Annotated in this window: 11 protein-coding genes; 8 read left to right on the top strand and 3 right to left on the bottom strand. The window is 32.8% G+C overall.

Going from position 1 to position 22536, the window contains the following annotated elements:
- Window positions 1–342 precede the first annotated feature (342 nt).
- Window positions 343–2142: a S9 family peptidase gene (locus FC748_RS06775; protein ID WP_108030366.1), complete on the top strand. Its 1800-nt coding sequence runs from the start codon at window positions 343–345 to the stop codon at window positions 2140–2142.
- Window positions 2143–2700: 558 nt separating this feature from the next.
- Here FC748_RS06775 and FC748_RS06780 read toward each other — a convergent pair.
- Both FC748_RS06780 and FC748_RS06785 read right to left on the bottom strand, forming a co-directional pair.
- Window positions 2701–3498 (bottom strand): dihydrodipicolinate synthase family protein, encoded by a 798-nt coding sequence (locus FC748_RS06780; RefSeq protein ID WP_108030367.1) that lies wholly within the window; start codon window positions 3496–3498, stop codon window positions 2701–2703.
- A 169-nt stretch (window positions 3499–3667) separates the two neighbouring features.
- Complete coding sequence (locus tag FC748_RS06785) at window positions 3668–4216, bottom strand: cupin domain-containing protein (RefSeq protein WP_024361753.1); 549 nt, start codon at window positions 4214–4216, stop codon at window positions 3668–3670.
- 283 nt (window positions 4217–4499) lie between these two features.
- On the opposite strand from FC748_RS06785, the gene FC748_RS06790 reads away from it, so the two are divergent.
- From FC748_RS06790 to FC748_RS06820, 7 genes are all read left to right on the top strand, one after another.
- Window positions 4500–5414 (top strand): LysR family transcriptional regulator, encoded by a 915-nt coding sequence (locus tag FC748_RS06790; protein WP_108030368.1) that lies wholly within the window; start codon window positions 4500–4502, stop codon window positions 5412–5414.
- Between the two features lie 516 nt (window positions 5415–5930).
- On the top strand, window positions 5931–6497 hold the full coding sequence (locus FC748_RS06795; protein ID WP_137102309.1) for a TetR/AcrR family transcriptional regulator: 567 nt from the start codon (window positions 5931–5933) through the stop codon (window positions 6495–6497).
- Between the two features lie 57 nt (window positions 6498–6554).
- Window positions 6555–8411, top strand: a complete 1857-nt coding sequence (locus FC748_RS06800; RefSeq protein ID WP_108030370.1) for an alpha/beta fold hydrolase — start codon at window positions 6555–6557, stop codon at window positions 8409–8411.
- 468 nt (window positions 8412–8879) lie between these two features.
- Window positions 8880–9656 carry a GNAT family N-acetyltransferase gene (locus tag FC748_RS06805; RefSeq protein ID WP_108030371.1) on the top strand — a complete coding sequence of 259 codons (777 nt, stop codon included), beginning with the start codon at window positions 8880–8882 and terminating at the stop codon, window positions 9654–9656.
- A gap of 443 nt (window positions 9657–10099) precedes the next feature.
- On the top strand, window positions 10100–11668 hold the full coding sequence (locus FC748_RS06810) for a glycoside hydrolase family 10-like protein (protein ID WP_108030372.1): 1569 nt from the start codon (window positions 10100–10102) through the stop codon (window positions 11666–11668).
- 1245 nt (window positions 11669–12913) lie between these two features.
- Window positions 12914–14992 carry a CHAT domain-containing protein gene (locus tag FC748_RS06815; RefSeq protein WP_108030373.1) on the top strand — a complete coding sequence of 693 codons (2079 nt, stop codon included), beginning with the start codon at window positions 12914–12916 and terminating at the stop codon, window positions 14990–14992.
- 384 nt (window positions 14993–15376) lie between these two features.
- Window positions 15377–19927, top strand: coding sequence for an NACHT domain-containing protein (locus FC748_RS06820; protein WP_108030374.1), 4551 nt, complete (start codon window positions 15377–15379; stop codon window positions 19925–19927).
- A 703-nt stretch (window positions 19928–20630) separates the two neighbouring features.
- Here FC748_RS06820 and FC748_RS06825 read toward each other — a convergent pair.
- Window positions 20631–22271, bottom strand: a complete 1641-nt coding sequence (locus FC748_RS06825) for a hypothetical protein (protein ID WP_108030375.1) — start codon at window positions 22269–22271, stop codon at window positions 20631–20633.
- Between the last annotated feature and the right edge of the window lie 265 nt (window positions 22272–22536).

Genomic DNA, 22536 nt, shown 5'->3' on the forward strand with positions numbered 1-22536 from the left:
CCACTTTTCCGATTGTTAAAGCTATTACAAGTTATGTAGTGGATCGCAATATTGAGATAAACTAGGGACAGATTTCTAAAATAATGTAGGGAAGATAATGGAGATAAGCTATGCTACTCAGAGAATATGAAGCTTTATGAGGAGAAGCAGTTATCTTTAAAGATAATCCTATGAAATTTAGCAATCAGGAAGTTTCTTTATTTTTTTATGATAAACAGAAGGTAAAATCATAGCATATAGTACATTTTCTTATCATATATATTATACATTGAAGTGTAATAATGATATTTTATAAATAGATAGACTTTTCACTCAATTTAGAATAAGTAAGGAGTGTTGAATTTGATATCTTTTTCTAAACCAGATGTAGAACAGTTTTTACGAACATTTTCGATTGGTGATTTTGCGGTGAGTCCAGATGAAAAACAGCTAGTTTTCAGTACAAATTTAAGTGGCAAGTATAATTTGTGGGCGATAAATTTACCAAATACGTTCCCGACACAGCTTACTTTCATTGACCAAAGCTGCCAAGGGCTTATCTATGACAAACAAGGACGGTTTATCATTGCTGGTTTTGACAGGAATGGGGACGAAAATACGCAATTTTATGGAATTCCACTTCAAGGTGGAACAATGAAAAAAATTATTTATGAAGAAGGAACTCGCAATTCTGTGCCCATTTTATCTGAAGATGGGAACAAGCTTTATTATACATCTTCGAAAGAAAATCCAACATATTTAAATGCATATGTCTATGACTTGGTGACAGGTGAGGAAAAAACAGTTCTTGTGGGAAAAGATGCGCCCACTTTTTTACTCGATTTTAGCCCGAATGAAGAGGTAGCCCTTTACTATAAACATTTTGCTAATACCAATACACTACTATACGCTAAACGAGGAGAGGAGCATATTCTCCTGACTCCGCCAACAGATCAGCAACATACGGTCGGTGACGCAGTGTTTGTATCCGATAACCTCATCTATTTATTAACAAATTACAATGCTGATTTTACGTATTTGGCTTCCTATAATTTAGAGACAAATGAGTTTGTAAAATTGAAAGATTTAGAGAATGAAAGCTTTACTACGTTGAAATATAACAAAGAAAAGCAGTGTCTGTATGTCATCAGTGAAAAAGGTGTAGAAGATCATTTGTATAAGCATGATTTGTTATCGAATAATTGGGAAGAACTCGATTCACCATGCAGTATTATTGAAAAACTTATCGTCACAAAATCCGGTAATTTGTATTTATTAGGAAGAAGTGCGACGAAGCCACATAATATCTATTATTTTAAGGAAAATGGATGGACTTCTTTAACGGAATACACAGTTCCAGGCGTAGATCAAAGTGAATTAGTGGAGCCAGATGTGATTACGTATTCTTCCTTTGATGGACTTGAAATAGAGTCCTTATTTTTCAAAGCTAACAAAGAAAATGATAATGGTGAAATCATTTTTTGGCCGCATGGTGGTCCGCAAGCCGCAGAACGAAAATTTTTTAGAGCTTCCTTCCAATTCTTTTTAAATAATGGGTATAGCATTTTTGCGCCAAACTTCCGTGGATCAACAGGCTATGGATTAGCTTTCACAAAAATGGTAGAGGGAGATTGGGGACACGGTCCAAGACTTGATAATGTAGCTGGTCTCGACTGGCTCATTGAAAATGATTACGCGAAAAAAGGCAATATTCTATTGATGGGCGGAAGTTACGGAGGATACATGGCCTTATTGCTCCACGGTAGACACGCTGATTATTTCAAAGCCGTCGTGGATATATTTGGTCCATCTGATTTGTTCTCATTTATCAACTCAGTTCCTGAAGACTGGAAGCCCATTATGGATCAGTGGGTGGGAAACCCGGAAAAAGACAAGCAAAAACTCATTGAATACTCACCAATTACTTATTTAGAAAACATGGTGAAACCAATGCTAGTTATCCAAGGAGCCAATGACCCGCGTGTTGTAAAAGAGGAATCTGATCAAATCGTGCAGGCTTTAAAAGATAAAGGTCGTGAGGTCGAGTATATGCTTCTTGAAGACGAAGGACATGGCTTTTCTAAAAAAGAAAATGAAATTGCTGTTTATCAAAAAATCCTGTCATTTTTGAATCAGTTCGTTGAATCTAAAGTGAAAGCATAATGATACGTATGATAAAAGTTAAATAAGCCCAACTGGGAAAAAACCTAAAGAGTATTAACAATTCTTTCTTTAAGTAATGAGGGCGTAAGTTGATGGAAATATTAGTTGAAGTGAAAAAAGACTAGATTCTACATCAGTAGACCCTAGTCTTTTTTCATTTATCGTCCGTTTATAAGGGCAAAGAGAACATTGTATGTGCTAGTGCACGAATTTAAATCCTCATTCTCGGCAAATCAAATATAATACCAACGAGGGAATATATGAATTGCTTCTTGCGTTAAATACAGATATAGAAGCCTTGGATGATCAAAGCGAAACACCTTTAGTTGCTGCGACTGCTTTTTTTACGTTAAACAAACGAGTACAGGGCGAGGCAAAATTAGATTTTCGTATTGAAACTCCCCTGACCAACTTCAGGGGGAGTATTGAGTGACTAAGCATTCGCAGTCCATTTCTGTTTTGTACAGCATGAAGCCGCATTCTCATGTTGAAAAATGCGGCTGTTTCAAAAAAGTCGTTTGTTTGAATCAACTGTGTATACTAGTTGGAAATTAGTTACTAATTAATGGGTGATCGACAAGGACCTACTTTGATACCAAGGGAATTGTAATGTTCTTTTATATTAATAACGGCTTGATAATGTGTCACTTCGTCAATTAGTTGATTTATTTTATGAACGTCAACTGGTTTTTTCATTAGAAGGTCATTTAATATTTGCTTGATTTCTTTAGGGTAAACATTGCCTACCATACTGGAAAGTCCATTGCAGCCACCGAGTATTTTTTCTATGAGGTCAACATCTCCTCCAGCAAACATAATGAAATCATCGGGTAACTGTGTATTTTTATGACGCTTCACATTGTACTCTTCTTTAAGGCCGATAAGATTCGGGTGTTGTTGAGAAACAAGTTCATTCAGGGATTCAACACTTAGGTTAAATCCAGTTCGGGCAGGATTATTATATAGCACAACTTTTTTAGTTGTATGGCTTAGCAATTCATTAACATAAGCAATGGCTTGTTTTTGTGATGGTTGAATATAAAGTGGAAACTGGACAAGAATGGCATCAAAAACAGATTTCTCAAGTGCTTGAATTAGTTTTATCGCATCTCTCGTTCTCGCACCTGAAACACCAAACATTAGTTCAATATTTTGAAAGTTTTGCTTATTAAAGTAATCAATAATTTGCAATCGTTCATCAATGCTCATTGAATTTTGCTCACCGGTAGAACCAGATACAAGTAGTGACTCAATTCCGTTATTCTTTAAATGTTCAACAATGGGGTTGAAACCTTCTAAATATAAGCTTTCATCATCACGAAAGGGGGTTGGAATAGCAACATTTAGATTTTTCATCAATTATATCCTCCAATTATTTACCCAATAATATTAATATAGAACCAACGTAATACCACCACTTTGTACGGATAAGAGGGGGAACTATCTCTCCACGTGTGTTCACGAATCCGTACAAACTTATTGTCAGAGGTATGAGTAAATTCATTGTTGGCAGGAGCTTGTTATTTTACTTTTCTGGTAAAATATCATTCTTATTCGTGATATTTTCTTTAACAACATGTTTTGCTCCTGACCCAACAGGTTCTTCCAAAAACCATGTCCCCATACCGGAGACCGTAGGTACATCCTGGATCGTATAAAGAACAGCATTTTCATGATCAGACGTATTGCAATGTTCGTGTGAAAGCCAAGCAGGAGATACAAATACATCGCCTTTTTCCCACTCAATTTTCTCGCCATTAATGATACTATAGCCTTCTCCTTCAAATACAATAAAGATAGCCAAATTACTGTGTTTGTGTGGGTTATTATGTTCACCTGGCGCCAATACTTGGACCACTGCGTTTATAGTAGGGGTCACACCGTATTTATCACCAGTATCTTTATTTATCAGCGATACTGCGCCTCTGCCATCACCCATAAAATCGCTAGACAATGAATCATCTAATTGTGCCTTTATATCTGTTCCTTTCCAAATACAAGGACGAACAGTAGGCTTGGTACTTTTTTGTAAAAAATCTTTGTAACTAATAATATCCGTTCTTTGATCGCTCATTTTAATAACCTCCTAAGTTTTTTGAGAATTTTTTAACCTTCCTGTGCTTCCATCGCCCTATCAAATCTTAAAGGCACCTCCTTTCAGGACTAAGTGAATTTAAAGCAATACAGCGTTGGAAAGGGAAACCCACTTTATTAAATACTGTTATAAACTGGGCTTGTAATTACAGTTTAGGGCACCTCAAACCATAGTTCAATTCAATTATTTATATAGTAATAATAGGTTAAAACTATGATACAATACATATTGCCATAAATTGATTTATGAGGGGGACCCTAGAATGGAATTAAGACAACTTGAATATTTTCGTTCAGTATGCCAGGAACTTCACTTTACAAGAGCTGCAGAAAAGATTGGAATTTCCCAACCATCTTTAAGCCAACAAATTCGCCTATTGGAGCATGAGATTGGAGCACCTTTATTTGATCGAATTGGTAAAAAGACGGCACTTACAGAATCAGGAAGACTACTTTTGAAGTATACTCAGAATATTTTCCATGAAATAGAACAAGCGCAAACTGCTATAAAGGAATTAAACGGACTCCAAAGAGGAAATATTTCTATCGGAACATTGTTAACAGTTGAAAATTACCTAATTCCACCGACATTACTTAATTTTCATCGTTTATACCCTGCTATTAAAATTTCTGTGTTTGGACTACGCACGGAAGACATTAGGATAAGCTTGTTAGAAAATAAATTGGATATAGGGATTGTTTTTTTACCTATGAAAGATAGAGAATTAGAATCGATTTCTTTGTACAAGGAGGAACTGGCTCTTGCGGTACCCAAAGGGCATCCATTAGAGGAACAGGAAATGGTCCATTTGGATGTTTTACGGACAACATCGTCCGTTTTATTTCCTGAAAACTACTTTTTAAGACAACTTATCAATAGATCTTGCAATGACTTGGGATTTCTCCCTCAGCCGGCTTTTGAAATAACAACGATGGAATCGTTAATTGACATGGTTGAAAAAGGAGTAGGAGTGACAATATTGCCTAAACCATATTTAGAGTGCCTTAGCAATAATAAAATAAGAGTCATTCCAATTGTAAATTCTAATCTTTCCCGAGAAGTAGGAATCGTCTATAGGAAAGATAAATATATGGGTGCTGCTACACGTATGTTTATTGAACAGCTAAAGGCTACCACAATTAATTTGAATTATAAAACCAATAAAGATACTGATTAAAGATTACCTAGTTGAACCTAACGAGGTGGTGTTGCAATGGATAACAGGCTAAAACAACAATGAATTCTCTTAAGGTCCATTTTTCAGGAAGTTCCAAAATCAAAAACCCCTTGATGCTCAAGGGGGGGCCGAATTGTTCATTTTTATCGTTTATACATGATTTTAAAGCAAAATAGATATTATAAAGGTTGTCACTTAACGATCGGAAGTGGTTAGATTAAAAAAATAAGACAGAATAAAATTTGGGTAGGATAATGGATAAAAGAGGGATGAGGAGGATGCTTTAGATGTTATCCAGCAAACAGTGCTACCGGCGATTGAGTCCATTCATCGTGAAGCCCAAGTTCGCTTAGTGTATCCATCCAATCTCTTTGTAATTCTATACAAAAAACCACTATGCAAAGTAAAAACAATTAAAGTATAGCTTTTTTTATCTATTTTTTATTAAACTAACAAAAATACTTGCAACATCTGTTTTAGTACTATATAGTACTAATTATGACAAAAGGAAAATTAATGAATCAAAAACGTGTAATTGAAGTCGCTGCAACATTATTTTTAGAAAAAGGGTTTGCTTATACAAGCATGGATGAATTAGTTCGTGTAAGCAAAGTTTCAAAGTCTAATGTGTATTATCACTTTTCTAATAAGGAAGAATTGTTGGATGGGGTCGTCGATTATTGGATTGCAATGTATCAAGCTGCAATTGATGACTTACTATCTCAAAACCAATTATTAGTTGAAAATCGTATCCAACTGTTTTTAAAGCAATTATCACAAGGAGTACAGACGAGAGAATATAAGGGGGGCTGTCCATTTATTACGCTTTATATTCAAAGCCCTACAAATGCCTCAAAAGTAAAAGAAAAAATAGGTCTTTTTTTCGTAGGATTACAAACGAAAGTTTCTCTATTACTTAAACAAGGGGTAGAGAATGGTGAATTTAAAAAGACAATTAATATTGACGAGGTTGCATCTCTTTTTATTACAAATCTTGAAGGAGCGCTATTTATTTCAGAAACACTGAAGGATGCAACTGTAATCATGAAAACAGCAGATCATTTGTTTAACTTGCTTCGATAAAAGAAGCATTTTTTTTACACCAAATTAGTACTAAATAGTACTAAAAGGAGGATTTATATGAGAACAGTATTTTTAACTGGCGGAACAGGTTTTATTGGAAAGGAATTAGTGAAGGAATTAGCCAAAGAGCAGGTTACAATTCTTCTATTAGTGAGATCGAAAAGCAAAGCAACACGCATTTATCAAGAAAGAGGCATCTTAAATGAGGCAGTTATGCACTTTATTGAAGGTGATTTGACGAAAATAGACTTAGGTCTAAGTGCTGAAGATAGGGAGTGGGTATTGAAAACGGATGTGATTATTCACGCAGGAGGCCCCATGGATATTCAAGCGACAAGCAAAGAGGCTGCTTCCGTATTTTTGAATGGTGCCAAACATATTAGTGAATTCGCTAAAAACATCCACCAATTGAAGGGATTGCAACAATTTATTCATGTTGTAGGCTATATGAGTCCCTTTGATGATAAAAATAGCAAAATTGCGATAGATGTGTTTAAAGAAGGAAACAATTTTTTGAAAATAAAAAATCCATATGAGAGAACAAAGTTTTTAGCAGATCTTTATATCCGTCAGCAGGCATCAACAATAGGTTATCCGCTTTCAGTAATTAATCCACCAACTGTAGTTGGTAGTAGTAAAACAGGGAGTACGGAGCAAACAGGAGGCTTAGGCTTGCTTGTGATGAGTATGCGAAAAGGGCTCATGCCAGTGATTCCTGGAGGTAAGAAATATAGATTACCACTTATTGCAAACGATGAACTAGCAAAGTTTATTGTGCAGGTTTTCAGATTGGAGCAACCAACTATACAAACATATACACTTGTTGAAGATAAACAACACGATCAAAATATTTCACAATTATTGGATGTTATGTCAGAAAGTATGAATATGACTGCACCTAAAATCTCTGCCCCATTGCCATTTATGAAAGCACTTATGAATAGTGGCGTAAGCAAAATAACCCAAATTCCTGCTGATGGGCTAAACTTTATTACAAATCGAACATTTTCAAATGGTTCAGTGAAAAAGATTATGGGAGAAGATTGGTTTAAGGAGACAAATGTAATGAAATTTTCTCCAGCCGTAATAGCTGATCTGGATTATCGCATGATGTATCAAAATGGCCAGCACAGTCATTTATTTAAACGAACATTATGTTACAATACTACCATTTACCAATCACAAGGAGAGGGTAAACCGTTTATTTTATTACATGGTTTATTAAGTGATGGAGAGGATTTATTTCCTTTAGGGAAAGAGCTTCATGAAAAAACGGGTCGACCTGTATGGATTATGGACCTTCCGGGTTTGGGACGTTCTCCTTTTAAACGAGAGAAAAATCTTTTAAATATCTATTTGAATGTATTGAAACAGTTATTGGAGAAAGCTACTAATGGTGCCCATCTAATTGGCCATTCATTTGGTGCGTATATTCTTTTGGAAGCATTAGTACAAAAGCACATAGATAAGAAGTATACAATTACTTTACTTCAGCCACCTGTTGCTATAAAAAAGGCTAAATCGATAAATGTTCCTCAATTTATGAACAAATGGACATTGAAAATGGCAACTACTAAATTGATAGAGCGTTATTTATTAAGTAATGGTTTATTTGAAAGTACGGAGAGTATCCCTGAACATTACATTGAAAAAATTACTAGCAGTTTTACTTCTCCTAGAATTTTAAATACTACGGTTCAGCTTAACAGTTTACTATTGAAAAACGTTCAAGGTGATTTCAATGAAGTAACAAAGTTTAATCTTCACATTATTTGGGGGGATTATGACAGAGGCTATTCTGCTCCTTCGCATCTTGGTAAGGTTGATTTTGTTCCATATGGACATCATTTTCCTCTTAACCATCCGAGTGAAACGGCTAATTTGGTAATAAAAAATAGTAGTACTAGCAGATGAGAGTGTATATCCGTATCCTAAGGTAGTAAAATGCGAATTGAACAAAGTATTGCTCTTTACGCATGGCATGTAATTACCCTTATCTTGACAAAGGATAAAGACTTTTATTATGCGCTGGGAGAGTAATCGAGATGGGCAACGGTACGCGTTTCTGAATCTCGATACGTCTCATAACTCTAATATTATTTTGAAAATTAGTAAATTACATCAGTTGAAGCATTAAGAAAAGATAAAGAAAATTCAATAAAATGAGGTGCATAGACAGCTCCTTTTTCTTTATTGAGCTAAACCAGCTATAGAGGGTTAATTGTTATTCAATTAAAGGGCGCGATTATGGAACAAGGAAAAGCGTCTTTTTTACGAAAAAAAAGATTGAGTCGAACGTCTTCTTTTGAAATAATTGGTACTAATCTAATTAAAGGATTAAGATTCGTTAGAAAAGAATTTTTAAAATACAGGGGGTCGCCCATGGATAAAAATGAATTAATCTCACTATTCCACAAAGAACTTCGACAAGAGGCTCGAGTAAAAGGTTACATAAGAGAGGAAACAGAACATGTCGTGCGTCACATTTCACAGTTTGGTGAAAAAGGGTTCATTATCTCATCTAATGTAAACGAATGTGATGTAAGAGAAATTATTAAGAACGAGTTAAACTATTTTAGTAACCTTAAGCAAGATTTTGAGTGGAAGGTGTTTAACTATGACAAGCCTACTAGTTTGAAAGATATTCTTGAACAAGAAGGATTCACAGTAGATGACCCTGAAGCACTAATGGTCATGAAGTTAGATGAACAGCATCCCTTGCTTAATTATGACCAAAACTTCAACTTAAAGGAAATAACAGATGAACAAGGCATTCAAGACATTATTGTTCTAGAAGATGCCATCTGGAATGTACCGCATGCTGAGCTGGGAAAAAGACTTTGGAGAGATAAACAGAATAATCCTGAATCCCTATACCTTTATGGAATTTATGAAGATGGTCAGCTTGTAAGTGCAGCTTGGATGTATCTAGAGGAAGATTCCTCTTTCGCCAGCTTATGGGGAGGTTCAACACTACCGTTGTTCCGAGGAAAAGGTTATTATACAGCTCTTTTAGCTACTCGTGCAAAAAAGGCATATGAAAACGGGCATCCTTTCCTTACTGTTGACGCCAGTTCAATGAGTAGGCCTATCCTAGAAAAGAGTGGTTTTCTATGTCTTGCATACTCTTATGGCTGCCAGTCACCTTCTACCAAGTAGTAGAGCCTTGTACTTAAAAAACTAGCTAATAGAAGCTCATGTGTTATTCCGTTAAAGGGTGCGATTGTGGACTAAGCGTTTCTTTTCCTATTCAACTAACGGGGTGCGTTAGTTGAATATTCGCTTTCCGAAATAATCAATCTTTTTATGGTACACTTTATCACACAAACTTAACAATTGACCAAATGATTGGAAATAGAAATTACCAGTGAAGGGAGAATAATTGGGTATTTGTGGTATTATATAGTGAGCGAAGAAACAGAATAAAATTTTCCACCGAGCTTCGCAAACAATTGAAATTACCAATAGGGGGTCTGCCGACAAAATTTAGAAGGATCAATCAGTTCCTACTTTTATAGAATAGGCTGAAAAGATATTTACTTAGGTTATAGTAACAGCTAGGTTTGAATAGCTGAGAATTAAAAGGAGAGATTTCAATATTTATGTTTAAAAATTTTTTTGGAAAGTGCTTAGTAACTTTTTTTGTTTTACTTTTACTTATCCCTGGTTTTACAAATCAAAAGGCTACAGCTAATTCACTACCTCAAAATGAAATGCGTGCAGCCTGGATTGCAACAGTTTCTAATATTGATATGAAGGCAGGTATGAGTAAAACCCAATATACTCAATGGGTTCAAAGTACTTTAGACAAATTAAAAGCTAATAACTTTAATACAGTTATTTTTCAAGTTAAGCCATTAAATGATGCACTGTACCCATCTAAGCTTGCTCCATGGTCATCGTATATAACAGGCAAGACACAAGGGACCAATCCGGGTTTTGATCCATTGCAAATAATGCTGGACGAAGCACATAAGCGAGGATTAGAACTTCATGCTTGGGTAAACCCATATAGGGTCACGATGCCATCGCAATCTTTGTCTAATCTTGCTGCCGATAATGTAGCCCGTAAAAATTCTAATTGGGTAGTGAAATACGGTAAACAATACTATTTAGATCCTGGTTTGCCGGAAGTTCAAAATTACTTATTATCAACCATAGAAGAATTAGTAAGCAACTATGATATCGACGCAGTACATATGGATGATTACTTCTATCCTTATAAAATAAAAGGAGAGACTTTTCAAGATCAACAAACTTTTAAAAAGTATGGTGGCTCATTCAATAATATTGAAGACTGGCGCAGAAATAATGTTAATGAATTAGTTAAAAAGGTTTATGCAAGCATTAAGGCAATTAAACCACATGTTCAATACGGAATATCTCCGTTTGGAATTTGGCGAAACAAAAAGCAAGATTCTACTGGTAGTAACACGAATGGAATGAGTAACTACGATGATCTTTATGCTGATACAAGACAGTGGATTAAAGATGGTAGTATCGATTATATTGCGCCTCAAATCTATTGGTCTAGAAATCATAAAGCAGCAAATTACTCGGTTTTATTAGATTGGTGGGGAAGAGAAGTTCAAACGTACGCAAAAGTCCATCCTGTTAATCTATATATTGGCATGGCCAATCATAAAGTTGGAAATGATTCTGATACTGCGTGGAATAATAAGACGGAAATTATCAGCCAAGTAAACGCCAACAGAGCAAATAATAATGCTCAAGGACAAATGCATTTTTCTCTAAGAAGTATTAACAATAACGCTCTTGGACATGCTTCTTATCTAAATCAGCAACTATACAATTATAAAGCTTTAACACCTTCAATTTATTGGAAAGACTCTGCAATACCTTTATGTCCAACTGATGTTAAATTGAGTAAAGAGTCTTTCGGCATGAAGCTTACTATTACAGATGAAAATAGTACTCAACCAAGGAAATATGTAATATATCGATTTGATGGAACAAAAGAAGGATCATATGAAGACGCTAAAAATATAGTGGACGTGGTTTATAACACACAAGGTAATACGATTTATGTAGATACGAAGGCAAATAAGAGTAAAGTATACACATATGGTATAAAGTCTATATCTGCTACAGGTGTGGAAAGTAAAACTGCTTTTGTTCTAAAAGATGGAATTCCTTACCAGTCAAACTGAAAAGTTTAATCATAACAACCTCGTAACTATAGCTTACGAGGTTGTTTCCATTAGTTAGTTAAACGCAGAGGAACATTTAGTTTTCCTTATTGTAAAGCAGCTCTATATACGGCCTGGAGATATATCAGTAAGGGGCAGGTTACGAACCATCAAAGGTCGTAACAGTTGCTACAAATGCTTAAAAACAAAAGAAAAGAGAATCACACCGTCACGCGTGAGAAACTTTATGTATCGTTAGTAATTAAAACCGATCTTTATGGGTAGTTGACGTATCCAAGCCCTCCTCCACGCAAAATAATTTTAGTTTACATAATATAAATACCTTGGTCACAACTTTCAAATTATCGGGTGTTTCACATAATTTATCGTTCAAAAGGGGATTATTCGTTTAAATAATGCTAATTATCGTTTAATGTAGATTTGTCCAATATTCATAAAAATTATTCATAAGAGTAAGCAAACTAAGCTGGTTGGTACTATATCTTAACAAAGGATAAAAAGTTGATATGGTGTATTTCTCCTTATCAATTTTCCTATAATGGGGGACGATGACATTTTACGTAGTACCCACACGGATGCAAAAGAACGGTCTTATTCCATTAGCAGAAGATGATAATAGTGCAAAGAATTTATACAGACGCATAAAAAAAGACTTACCAGTAAGCTCAAGTCCCTCTACAGTTTAGGTATCTAATCTAACTAGTGGGGAATTTCGAAACAAAAAACAAGGTAATATTTTTCTTGAAAAGCAGAAGTTTTGTATGGAATTATCATACTTACTTCTGCTTTTTTGGTAACGAATCATATTTTTTGCGAAGCCATTTGTATTTAATGCAAAGCCTTTTCTGTTTAGTTTTGTTAAATCGTCACCATTCTAACGGCGTCATTGCATCCCAAACATCTCCGCTTTTATTAACTTCCCGCAAGCATCAATCATTCGAATGTTAGCTACAGGTATAATTATCTCTACTTTTGGTTGAATAAAATATCACAAAATAATTACAGGTAATGGTATAATTTAGGGATATTATAATATTTATAATACATATTTACATGGTCATAATATGTCTGTGTGTGTTGGTATTATGATTTTTACGAGGTGAGGCGATAAGTCGAGAAAAAGTATGTCGCATATACAACGTCACACAAGAAAACAGAAAAAAATATTAAGGGAACAAAAGCTAATAAATAAGAAGAAACGTAAACGTAAATGATAAAAGTATTATTTGAAAATGAGGTGTCTGTTTGAAGAGTGAAGTTTCCACAGAGAATAATATAATAAAATTATTAGCTCCAAATTATTTTATTATATTTGAGCAAAAAGAAACTAATATTGATTATGTACCTATTGAATATGAAAGCTTAGACAAAATAAAAAGTAAGTTAGCGTCTACTAAATTAATGTTTGACGAAGAACTGGATTCAACTTTGGATATAATTATGAAATTATTACATTTTCCAAGAGTTAACTATGATACATCTGAATTAACGCCAAATCAAATTAGTAAAATAAATAATTCATCACAATCAATCATTCCAATTCCATTAGAAATATTTAAAGAAATGTATATTTCTAATGGTTACAAAAATGATAGAGACTATTTTATTTTATGTGACGGTATAAATTGCGAAGAAACATTTAGAGAGAATATTGAAAATATTTATAGTTTTGAAGAATTCAATTCATTGAAATTAAAAAATGTTTGGGAAGACATTTGTGATTACGATAATGGTATGAAAGAAGTTGTAGTTAATTTTGATGAGTCTAATTTAGAATTATTACCTTTAGTTCATTTTTCTGATTATTTAGGGAAGGTTGATGCCGACATTTTTAAATTAAATACAAAGGCTATTAATGATCTTGCCAATTATCGTTGGAAACAACAAGCTTTTTTAGATTCATATAAGCTGCTTGGACAGTTAGTCGGTGAAATAGATGAGAATAAGAAACAAAAGATTAGGGATGAAGCATTATTTAAAGCTATGTTTCCAATTACAATTGCAGCTCCAGGTCAAGCTGTAATCGTAGATAAGATAACATCTGATAACGGTATTCCAGAAAACGAATTAAAAGCATTGAAGTTGGTAGGTATTCATAATGCAATAGAAAATAATGGGCTATATTTATCAATTAAAAAGATTGAACGACAATGTTTCATTGAATTAGAAAAGTTAGAAGCATATTCTAAGGATACCAGACGTAAAGGTAATAATAATAGGTATATATGGAGAACTTTAAGAAAAATAGGATCATTAATTACAGAAAAATTTACTGATAATGAAATTGATATAATTAGAAGAGCCAGTCATATTAATGCTTTCACTAATTTTCCACTAGGTTTAGCAATTTTTCCACAAGCAACTGCACCATTATGTTGTTATAAGTCTTTAAGTTACAAACCTATTACTCCATTAACAAGAACATTGCAAATTCAATTCCCCAAAAAACGAGAGATTTTTGTATCAAAGAATTCGAAAATATTAATCGTTGAATGTATAGAGGAAGAAGATAGAATTAGAAAAGCGTCTGATGAAATGTGGCATTATTTTAAACGCTCGATAAATAAAAGTCATTTTAACATAGTTTATAAAGTTGTGAGAGATATAAAAGAGTTTAATAATGTAATAAAAAAACATCCAGATACATTATTCTTAATCATTTCTGCTCATGGATTTGAAGATCATGAAAGGAATTATTCAGGTATAAAAATTGGTAAAAATGATTATTGGTCACCTATTGATAATGATTTCAGGTCGCCACCTATTGTATTCTTTAGTGCATGTCATACAGGCTCAAGAGGTAAAGGTATTATATCTATTTCAGATTTATTTATAAGATCAGGTGCGTATACGGTATTAAGTACTTTAGTTCCTGTAGATGTATACAAAAATGGACTTTTAATGATTAGATTTTTTATATACATATCTGAGAGTATGGATGGGAAGAATGGCTTTGGAAACCTCTCTGAAGTTTGGAAACATGTTGTGTCTTCCAATGCTGTGAATGAAGTACTCGATTCGTCTTTAAAATTGAAAGAATGGGCAATGAGTAAAAGAAAAGATGGAACATGGCCTCTAAGTGATTTTCAATTAATAGAAGCCCCTAAAAGGTTAGATAGTTTTAATGTCTATGATCGAACAATAACAATATTAAGAGAAATAGCTGAAAGAGAAGGCGTTTTAAATAAGTTTGATAAAGTTTTAAAAGTTGATAATTGTTTTCCTGAATCTATTTTTTATCAGTTAATAGGATATCCAGAACATGTTTTTATAAACTCTGTTGTTTTAGAATTTGATGAGAAACTATTAAAAATTGATAAATAAATTAAATGTATTTAATTTTCAATTAAAGTGAAGGAAAAGTAGACAGAGCTTACATAGTAAGCTCTGTTGTTAATTATTATAAGTTAAATTTGATAGTACTCCAGAACGTTTTTTAAACATTTCCTCATGCAAATGAATATAGTATTTCTCTATAGTACGATAATAATTTTTATATTTAAGTGATTAAATACAGTGCTAATTTGTCTTATAGAATTACCTCATTTCTTAAGATTTGAAATAGTATAGCTTTAACTCTTTTATATTCGAAGAGATAAAATAAACTATTTCAAACTTAATTTATTGTTAGCAATCGAGGTGGGTTTTGTTTTATATGTCGTGTCATGTAAAATATAGGAAATAAATACTAGTGATGGGGGATTAAAAATGCCATATGAAATCGGTGGAAGAGCAGATAAAGAAGGAAATAGATATGAAATAAAAGTTACTATTTTGAAAATATTAGAAGTAATCGAAGAGAAGATAGATTATTTAGTTTTAGAGGCAATTGGTGATGATGAAAAAGGTGTTGATATTTGGATAGGAAAAAAGGATGGCAGTAAAGAGGGGCAACAATGTAAAGGTAGAAATGGAAGTAAAGATAGTTGGGATTTTGGATCAGCAAATTCAAAAAATATATTTGTAAATTGGAAAGAACAATTAGATAGAGAAGAAGATATCTACGTATCGCTTGTTACACCTTTAGCTTTTCAAAATTTAGAGGATCTATTAAAAAGGGTTAATAATTCGAGTGAAAGTACAGATGATTTTTATAAGCACCAAATCATGACTTCAAGTGTTAAATTTCAAAAATTTTACAAAAACTTCTGTGATTCTATGGATTTAGATGTTGCTAAAAGTTGTGATATTGAAAAATCTCTAAACTATCTGAAGAAAATTTTGTTTCATCAGATTCCAGACACATATTTAAAAGAAATTATTCTCCAAAAGATTTCTTACTTATTCTCCGGTGATGAGAAAGCTATATATGCTCAATTTATAGGTTGGATTATAGATGGAGATATTTTAGGCAAAAGAATAAATATGGGTTTAATTCATAAATTTTCTGTTGAGAATAATCTACAATTTAAAAATCTTTCACTTGATAGAAGAATAGGTCCAAGAATAGTTGAATTGAATAGAGAGTATAAAAGAATTTTTACACCATTAAATAATTTATTCTTTGAAAGAGAGAGTTATAAACAATGTTATAGATTGATAGATGATAATGACTCTTTGATTATCCATGGTAAAGCTGGGATGGGCAAAAGTGGAACCACAGAAGCGATCATTCAATACTGTGAATCAAAAGCTATTTCTTATTTAGCAATTAAATTGGACAAACGTGTACCTAGTAACAATGCTAAATTGTGGGGAGAAGAATTAGGATTTCCAGATTCAATTGCACATTGTTTACATAGTCTATCAAAAAATGATAAAGCTGTATTAATACTAGATCAGCTAGATGCATTAAGGTGGACCCAAGCTCACTCAAAGGGGGCATTACTAGTATGCTCAGAAATAATTGAACAAGTCACTTATTTAAATAGGGAAAGAACGAATAAAATATCTGTTGTTATGGTATGTAGAACCCTTGATCTAGAAAGTGATAACAATATCCGAGGTTTATTCAAAGAGGATAATCAATCATCATTAATTAAATGGCATAAAGTTAAAATCGGTGAGTTGGAAAGACAAGAAGTAGAGAATATTATTGGTGAAAGATATCAAACCTTAACTCTTAAACTACAAAGTCTACTGAAAATCCCGAGTAACTTATTTATTTGGGGACAGCTGGATAACAAAAAAACTTATGATGAATGTTTAACAACTAATCATTTAATTGAACACTGGTGGGAACAAATGTTAGATGGATATTCTAAATTAGGGCTTTCACAGAAGGAATTAAATAATTTCAAACAAGATTTAGTTAATAAGTTTTCAGAACTTGAAAGAATATATGTACCTAAAATTCTATTTAACGGTAATAAGAATGAATTAGATTTCCTATCATCAAGTGGATTCATAAATATATCAGGTAATAAAATTTCATTTGCACACCAATCTATATTAGATTATTTATTATCTGAAAAAATGCTTCATAGATATTTCGAAGGTATTCCAATGAGTGAGATTTTGGGAAGTAAAGAGTTGCAAACACCTGCTAAAAGATATCAACTTCAAATGTTAATGCAATCACTATTAGAAACTGACAGTGCAGATTTTATAAACGTTGGAACACAGTTATTAAAAGATAAAAAAATCAGATTTTTTAACAAATATGTATTTTTGGAAATAATGAGAGATATTGAAGTTTTAAATTTAAATATTCAAAGGTTTATTTTGTCATATTGTGAAAATAGTGAATGGAAGGACCATCTATTAAATAATGTTATCTATTCAAAAGTTCAATATTATAAGCTGCTTTTAAATAACGGGATTATACGAAAATGGTTAGAAGATAGAGAAAATAAAGATTATGCAATTCATCTAATTGCTAGTGTTAGCCCTCAATATGACTCTGAGGATATTGACTTAATTAAACAATATATTTTTGTTTCAGAAGAATATGCTAGAAGATTTGCTGCTTGTTTTCCTTATGATTTGTCTAAAGACGTTGATGAAATGTTTGAGTTGAGATTAAAACTTTACGAGACCTATCCAGATTTAAATCACTATTATATGGATTTTACATCAGATATAAAAAAACATGAGTATAGAACAATAAAATATTTAGCATTTTTATTAGAAAATAAATTAAGAAATAATACCCATAAATTCAAAAAATTTGAGGAGGAAATTTTTTTAGAAGATAATGATTTCTTAATCAGAAATGGTGAAGAGGTTTTAAGGGAGTTAATCAAGTATATTCCTAAAGAAGTAGGTCCAATTTATGAATTTAGTGAGTGGTCGGCAAAGCATAATAAAATCAGTATAGAAAGAATTATTGTAAAAATTCTAAAGAAGGCAAACAAATCTATAATTAAAACTAATCCCAAAAAGTCTCTACAAATAATTAATGAATTAAGTGTTACTTCTAATGACGTTGTTAATGAATTAATTTTAGATGCGTTATTTAATTTTAATGAAGATTTTAGTGATTATGTTATTGATTTTATATGTAAAAATTTTAAAAATCGAATTTTTATTCGGACTGCTGGGGACGGAGATGTACTTTCTCTAGTAAAAAAAATTATACAAAAACATTCGATGAACTGTAATAATTCATTATTTGCTAATCTAGAAGATTCGATTATTAGTTATGTACCAAAAAATGCAAAGGATTATTTAAAGAGCAGAATTGAGTATAACAAAGAAAATAAAGGAGAAAGAGCTTATTGGAGTTTTTGGGGAGATTTACAATTAGAACTACTCTCTGTATTGCCTAAAGATAGGATAACTAAGCAAGCTGAAGACTTATTAAAGGTTTTAAAAAGAAGATTTAATGGACAGAATACCAGGTATAAATATCATTTAGGGCATGGAGGATTTGTTACCTCTCCTGTTAGTGGAAAGTTACTTTCATCTCGAAATTGGTTGGGGATTATAACGAAATGTAAAGTTGAATTTAATACAAAAGAACGTTGGAAAGAAGTATCAGGCGGATTCGTTGAAAGTTCAATTCGTCAATTTGCTAGTAGTTTTGCTGAAGCTGTTAGAAAAAGCCCGTTAGAAATGATTGATATAGTTTTAAATAACAAGGAAATTGTAAATGAGCAGTTTATAGATGCATTGTATAATGGTTTAACTAGCTGTGATATAACTGAAATATCTATATATTTATTAGAGGATCTGTTTAAAGAATTTCCGAGTGATTATAATTCTTATAGAGCGCAAAATATTTGTAGAATTATAGAGAAATCAGAAAATGTTGGTTGGTCTGATGAAACGCTAAAAATGCTAATGGAAATTGCCGTCAATCATAATAATCCTAGTTTAGAAAAGCCAGTTGTTACAACTACAGAAGATAAAGAAATGCGAAGTTTTGATTTACTCTATAGCAATTCTATTAATTGTGTAAGGGGGTATGCAGCGAGAGCCATAGAACATTTATTATGGGGAGATAAATCATACTATAGTTTATTTAAAACAACAATAAATCAACTTACCATAGATCCAAACCCAGCAGTGAAATTAGCTTCTATTTTTACATTACGCCCAGTAATTAATATAGAAAAGGAATGGGCTTTAAATAAAATATTAGAATTATATAAGGAAGATTATAGATTTGCGGGACATTACAATTTTAGGGACATTTTCTTCTTCTCCTACGGTCAAAATCGTGAAGCAGTTTTAGAGACTATATTAAAATGTTTTTACTCAGATGATAAAGACTTAATAAAAGTTGGAGCATATACTCTTGCTGAAATGAATTTAATATATGGTGAGTTTAAAGACATAGTAGCAGACATAAATATATTTAGTCAGAATCAAGCGGAGTCTTTTTTAGAAATGGTTATTATTTATTTTAATAAAGATGAATATAATGAACGTTGCAAACAAATTCTTATAGCATTTAAAGAGCTAGATTTCGATTTTGAAATTGCTTTTTCAAAATTATTTTATGACAATCTAATAAGATTAAATAGAGACTACGAGTTTTTAACTAAAATAATGCAATCTAAAGTGAGTAGAAGATTACTTTATTCTTTTGTCCGATACTTAGAAGAGGAGAATAAGTCGTTAATTGAATATCATGAGATTATAGTTGTTTTGAGTAATCATTTGATTGATAATTTTACAATTTCTGATTCGGAAAATTGGGGGTTTGACGAATCACTTTCAAAACTTATAGTTGGTTTATATGATGAGACTTATAAAAGTGAAGATGATTCGTTAAAGTTGATTGCTAATGAAAGTTTGAATCTGTGGGATAAAATGTTTGAGATGAGAATTGGATCAATAAGATTTTTAAGTAATGAAATAATGGCTAGGTAAAAGGGGAAAAGAAGGTGGGTATCAATTTATAGATCAATCAGTTGTAGGTAATGGAACTGTGGGATTTAGCATTAGTGAGATGCCTTGGACCAAATGGGATTTTATCGAGCTAAAGAGATTTTTGTTAGCCTCATGAAAACATTCATAAGTTCATTTGTCACTTGATGCTCAGCCTGTGAATAAGACTGACGCCTTTTAAGTGAGGCTGCCTGTTCAGGTATTAGCCTTGTCCCAGTTGGTAGAAAAGGATAGATTTGAGCCATTAGTAGATGCCAGGTACTATGGTTAAGAGAGATTACCCCAATAGAAAATGATGAGAGCATGCTATTATGAAAGTATGCTCTTTGCTATTTAAAGAGAATCATTGACAAAAGAAACACCTTAATTCCACCATTTATCTTCAAAATGATCTAATAACATTTTAGTTCTCCTCTCAAAATAATTTGGTAGCTCGTTTATACTGAAATATGTAAGATTAGAGTTTTCACCATCCTTCATTTTTAGTACTCCACTGACGTTTTTTAACAATATAGATGGATGAATACGGGGTTCCAAGTGGATTGAGCCACGTCCGCTAAAAGGTATTTAACGTAGCTTTTTTCATCTAGTTACTTATTTTTCAAAAAAAAACTGTAAACAAACTCAAATTTTGAGGTTTGTCTACAGTCTGAGCAGGGTAATTCAATTACCCTGCTTTAATTTGTTACACTTTTTGTTCTTCAAACAAGCTAAGACCTTGTGATGAGAATACTTGAATCGCAATAGCAATTCGGTAAGCACTAATTGCGTAGTTTCGAATTAATTCCTCTATATTATTTGCTCCAAAGAATTCTGTCTGATATAAGTTATTAGCGAGTAGAACTGTTTCACGTATTCTCGATATATATTCTCCGCTAGTGGTATAATTCCATGAGCCACTTTCAATACCATACATTTGAAGTTTTTCTACATAGTTATGGTTATCATCCTCTGATACGAGGAGAGGAGTGTAGAGACGTGAATAGATAGATTGTAGATTTCGTGGAAATTCATCCCAATGATGGCCGTGTTGCACAGGGTCAAAGTTTTGGTCATGGGCCATAAGGTCTCGTACAATTAAAACTAGCATGCCTGCTTCAAAGTTGTGGTTATTTTTGTACATATTTTCCAATTGATGCTTGAGAACATTTGCTACATCTTTAGCGTCATTCTTCAAGTATTCTGGGATTGTATATGGTAGTAACGTATAGTCGTAAGTCTTAGTTCGACCTTTAGTAATACACTTAGCAACTTGTACATAAGGGATATCTTCATCCCCATCAGTAATAAGGAGATACTCTATCTTCTCAAGAGCAAGAGGTTCATTGTTTATCGGTTTATCAGTGTCATACTTGAGGCCACCAAATAGAACTACTTTAATAGATTCTATTACATTGTTGCGTTCTTCATCGCTCAATGATTTCAATTCCTCTAGCTTCTTGTTTAAGTTATCAGGGTTAGATAGCTTAATTTTCAAGTCCTTAGTAAACCTTTCTAACTTGAACTCACCTTTAGATGCTTCGACTGCAGAAGCTACTCCTTTTACAATTTTACCGTTCTCGCGTATAGTATCCTTGAATTTAGGATAAACGATGTAGTTCGAACTTAATCTATAAGCATCAAGCTGCTCCATCGCTTCATAGGGTATCAATTCGTTAATTACTTTACTCTGAATTTCATTCATAATCGTGTCTACTTGTTCACGTTTGTAGTCTAAGAACTCCTCGTTATCCTCATATTCCGAATTTACAGTGGCAAATAGGTAAGTAACTTTACTAGAGATTAAGTAGTCCTCTAAAGTTTTTAAACAGTTACTTAATTCTGAACGGTTCTTGCTCGATACGATAAGCAAATAATTATCTACTATAGGGATATAAGGATTGTTATCTAATCCCACACCTTCAGTGTCGTAGATTACTAGAGTTGATACATCTTCACTGATTACTTCTTTTGCCCAATCAGACATCTCAGTAATAAGGCTCCATTTTAATCCTTCAACAGCTACCAAATGTTTGATCTTTTCATGTAAGCTCGCAGAACTTTTAATTACTTCTTCTGCTTCGACAATTCGACTATGTAATTCAGGGTTTGTATCCTCTAAGTTTTTAAAATCATTGTTTATAGTAAGATGTACCTTAGATTCTTCTGCAATCATCTCGCGATGCACTACTAAGCGCATTAGGCTTTTAGTTTTGTCTAAGCCTTCACCTGAGATACTACGGCGAATTTCACGCTCATTTGCTGAGAACATTGAGATTAGTGAGCTTTTACCAGTACGTGCTGGTCCTATTACTGCTACTGATTGCGTCTTGTAAGAATGCGTCATTTCTTTACTACCTCCTTTTTTTAGTTGGTGTGCTGTTCAGGATTCGAACCTGTTAAGACCTACTCATTAGCACATGTGAAGAATAAGGAGATTACTAAGGTTGAAATTTTACTATTTATCTCAAATTGTGCAAATTAGATAAATAAAATATAATCCTTTAATTTAAAAATTAACACATAAAAATGGAATTATAAACCTAAAATATGATTAAATTAGTATATAAAAATTTAATTTGAAGCAATTAAAAGTCATAACTTCAAATCTT

Origin of the sequence: Lysinibacillus sphaericus (assembly GCF_005217585.1) — a bacterium.
GTDB lineage: Bacteria > Bacillota > Bacilli > Bacillales_A > Planococcaceae > Lysinibacillus > Lysinibacillus sphaericus.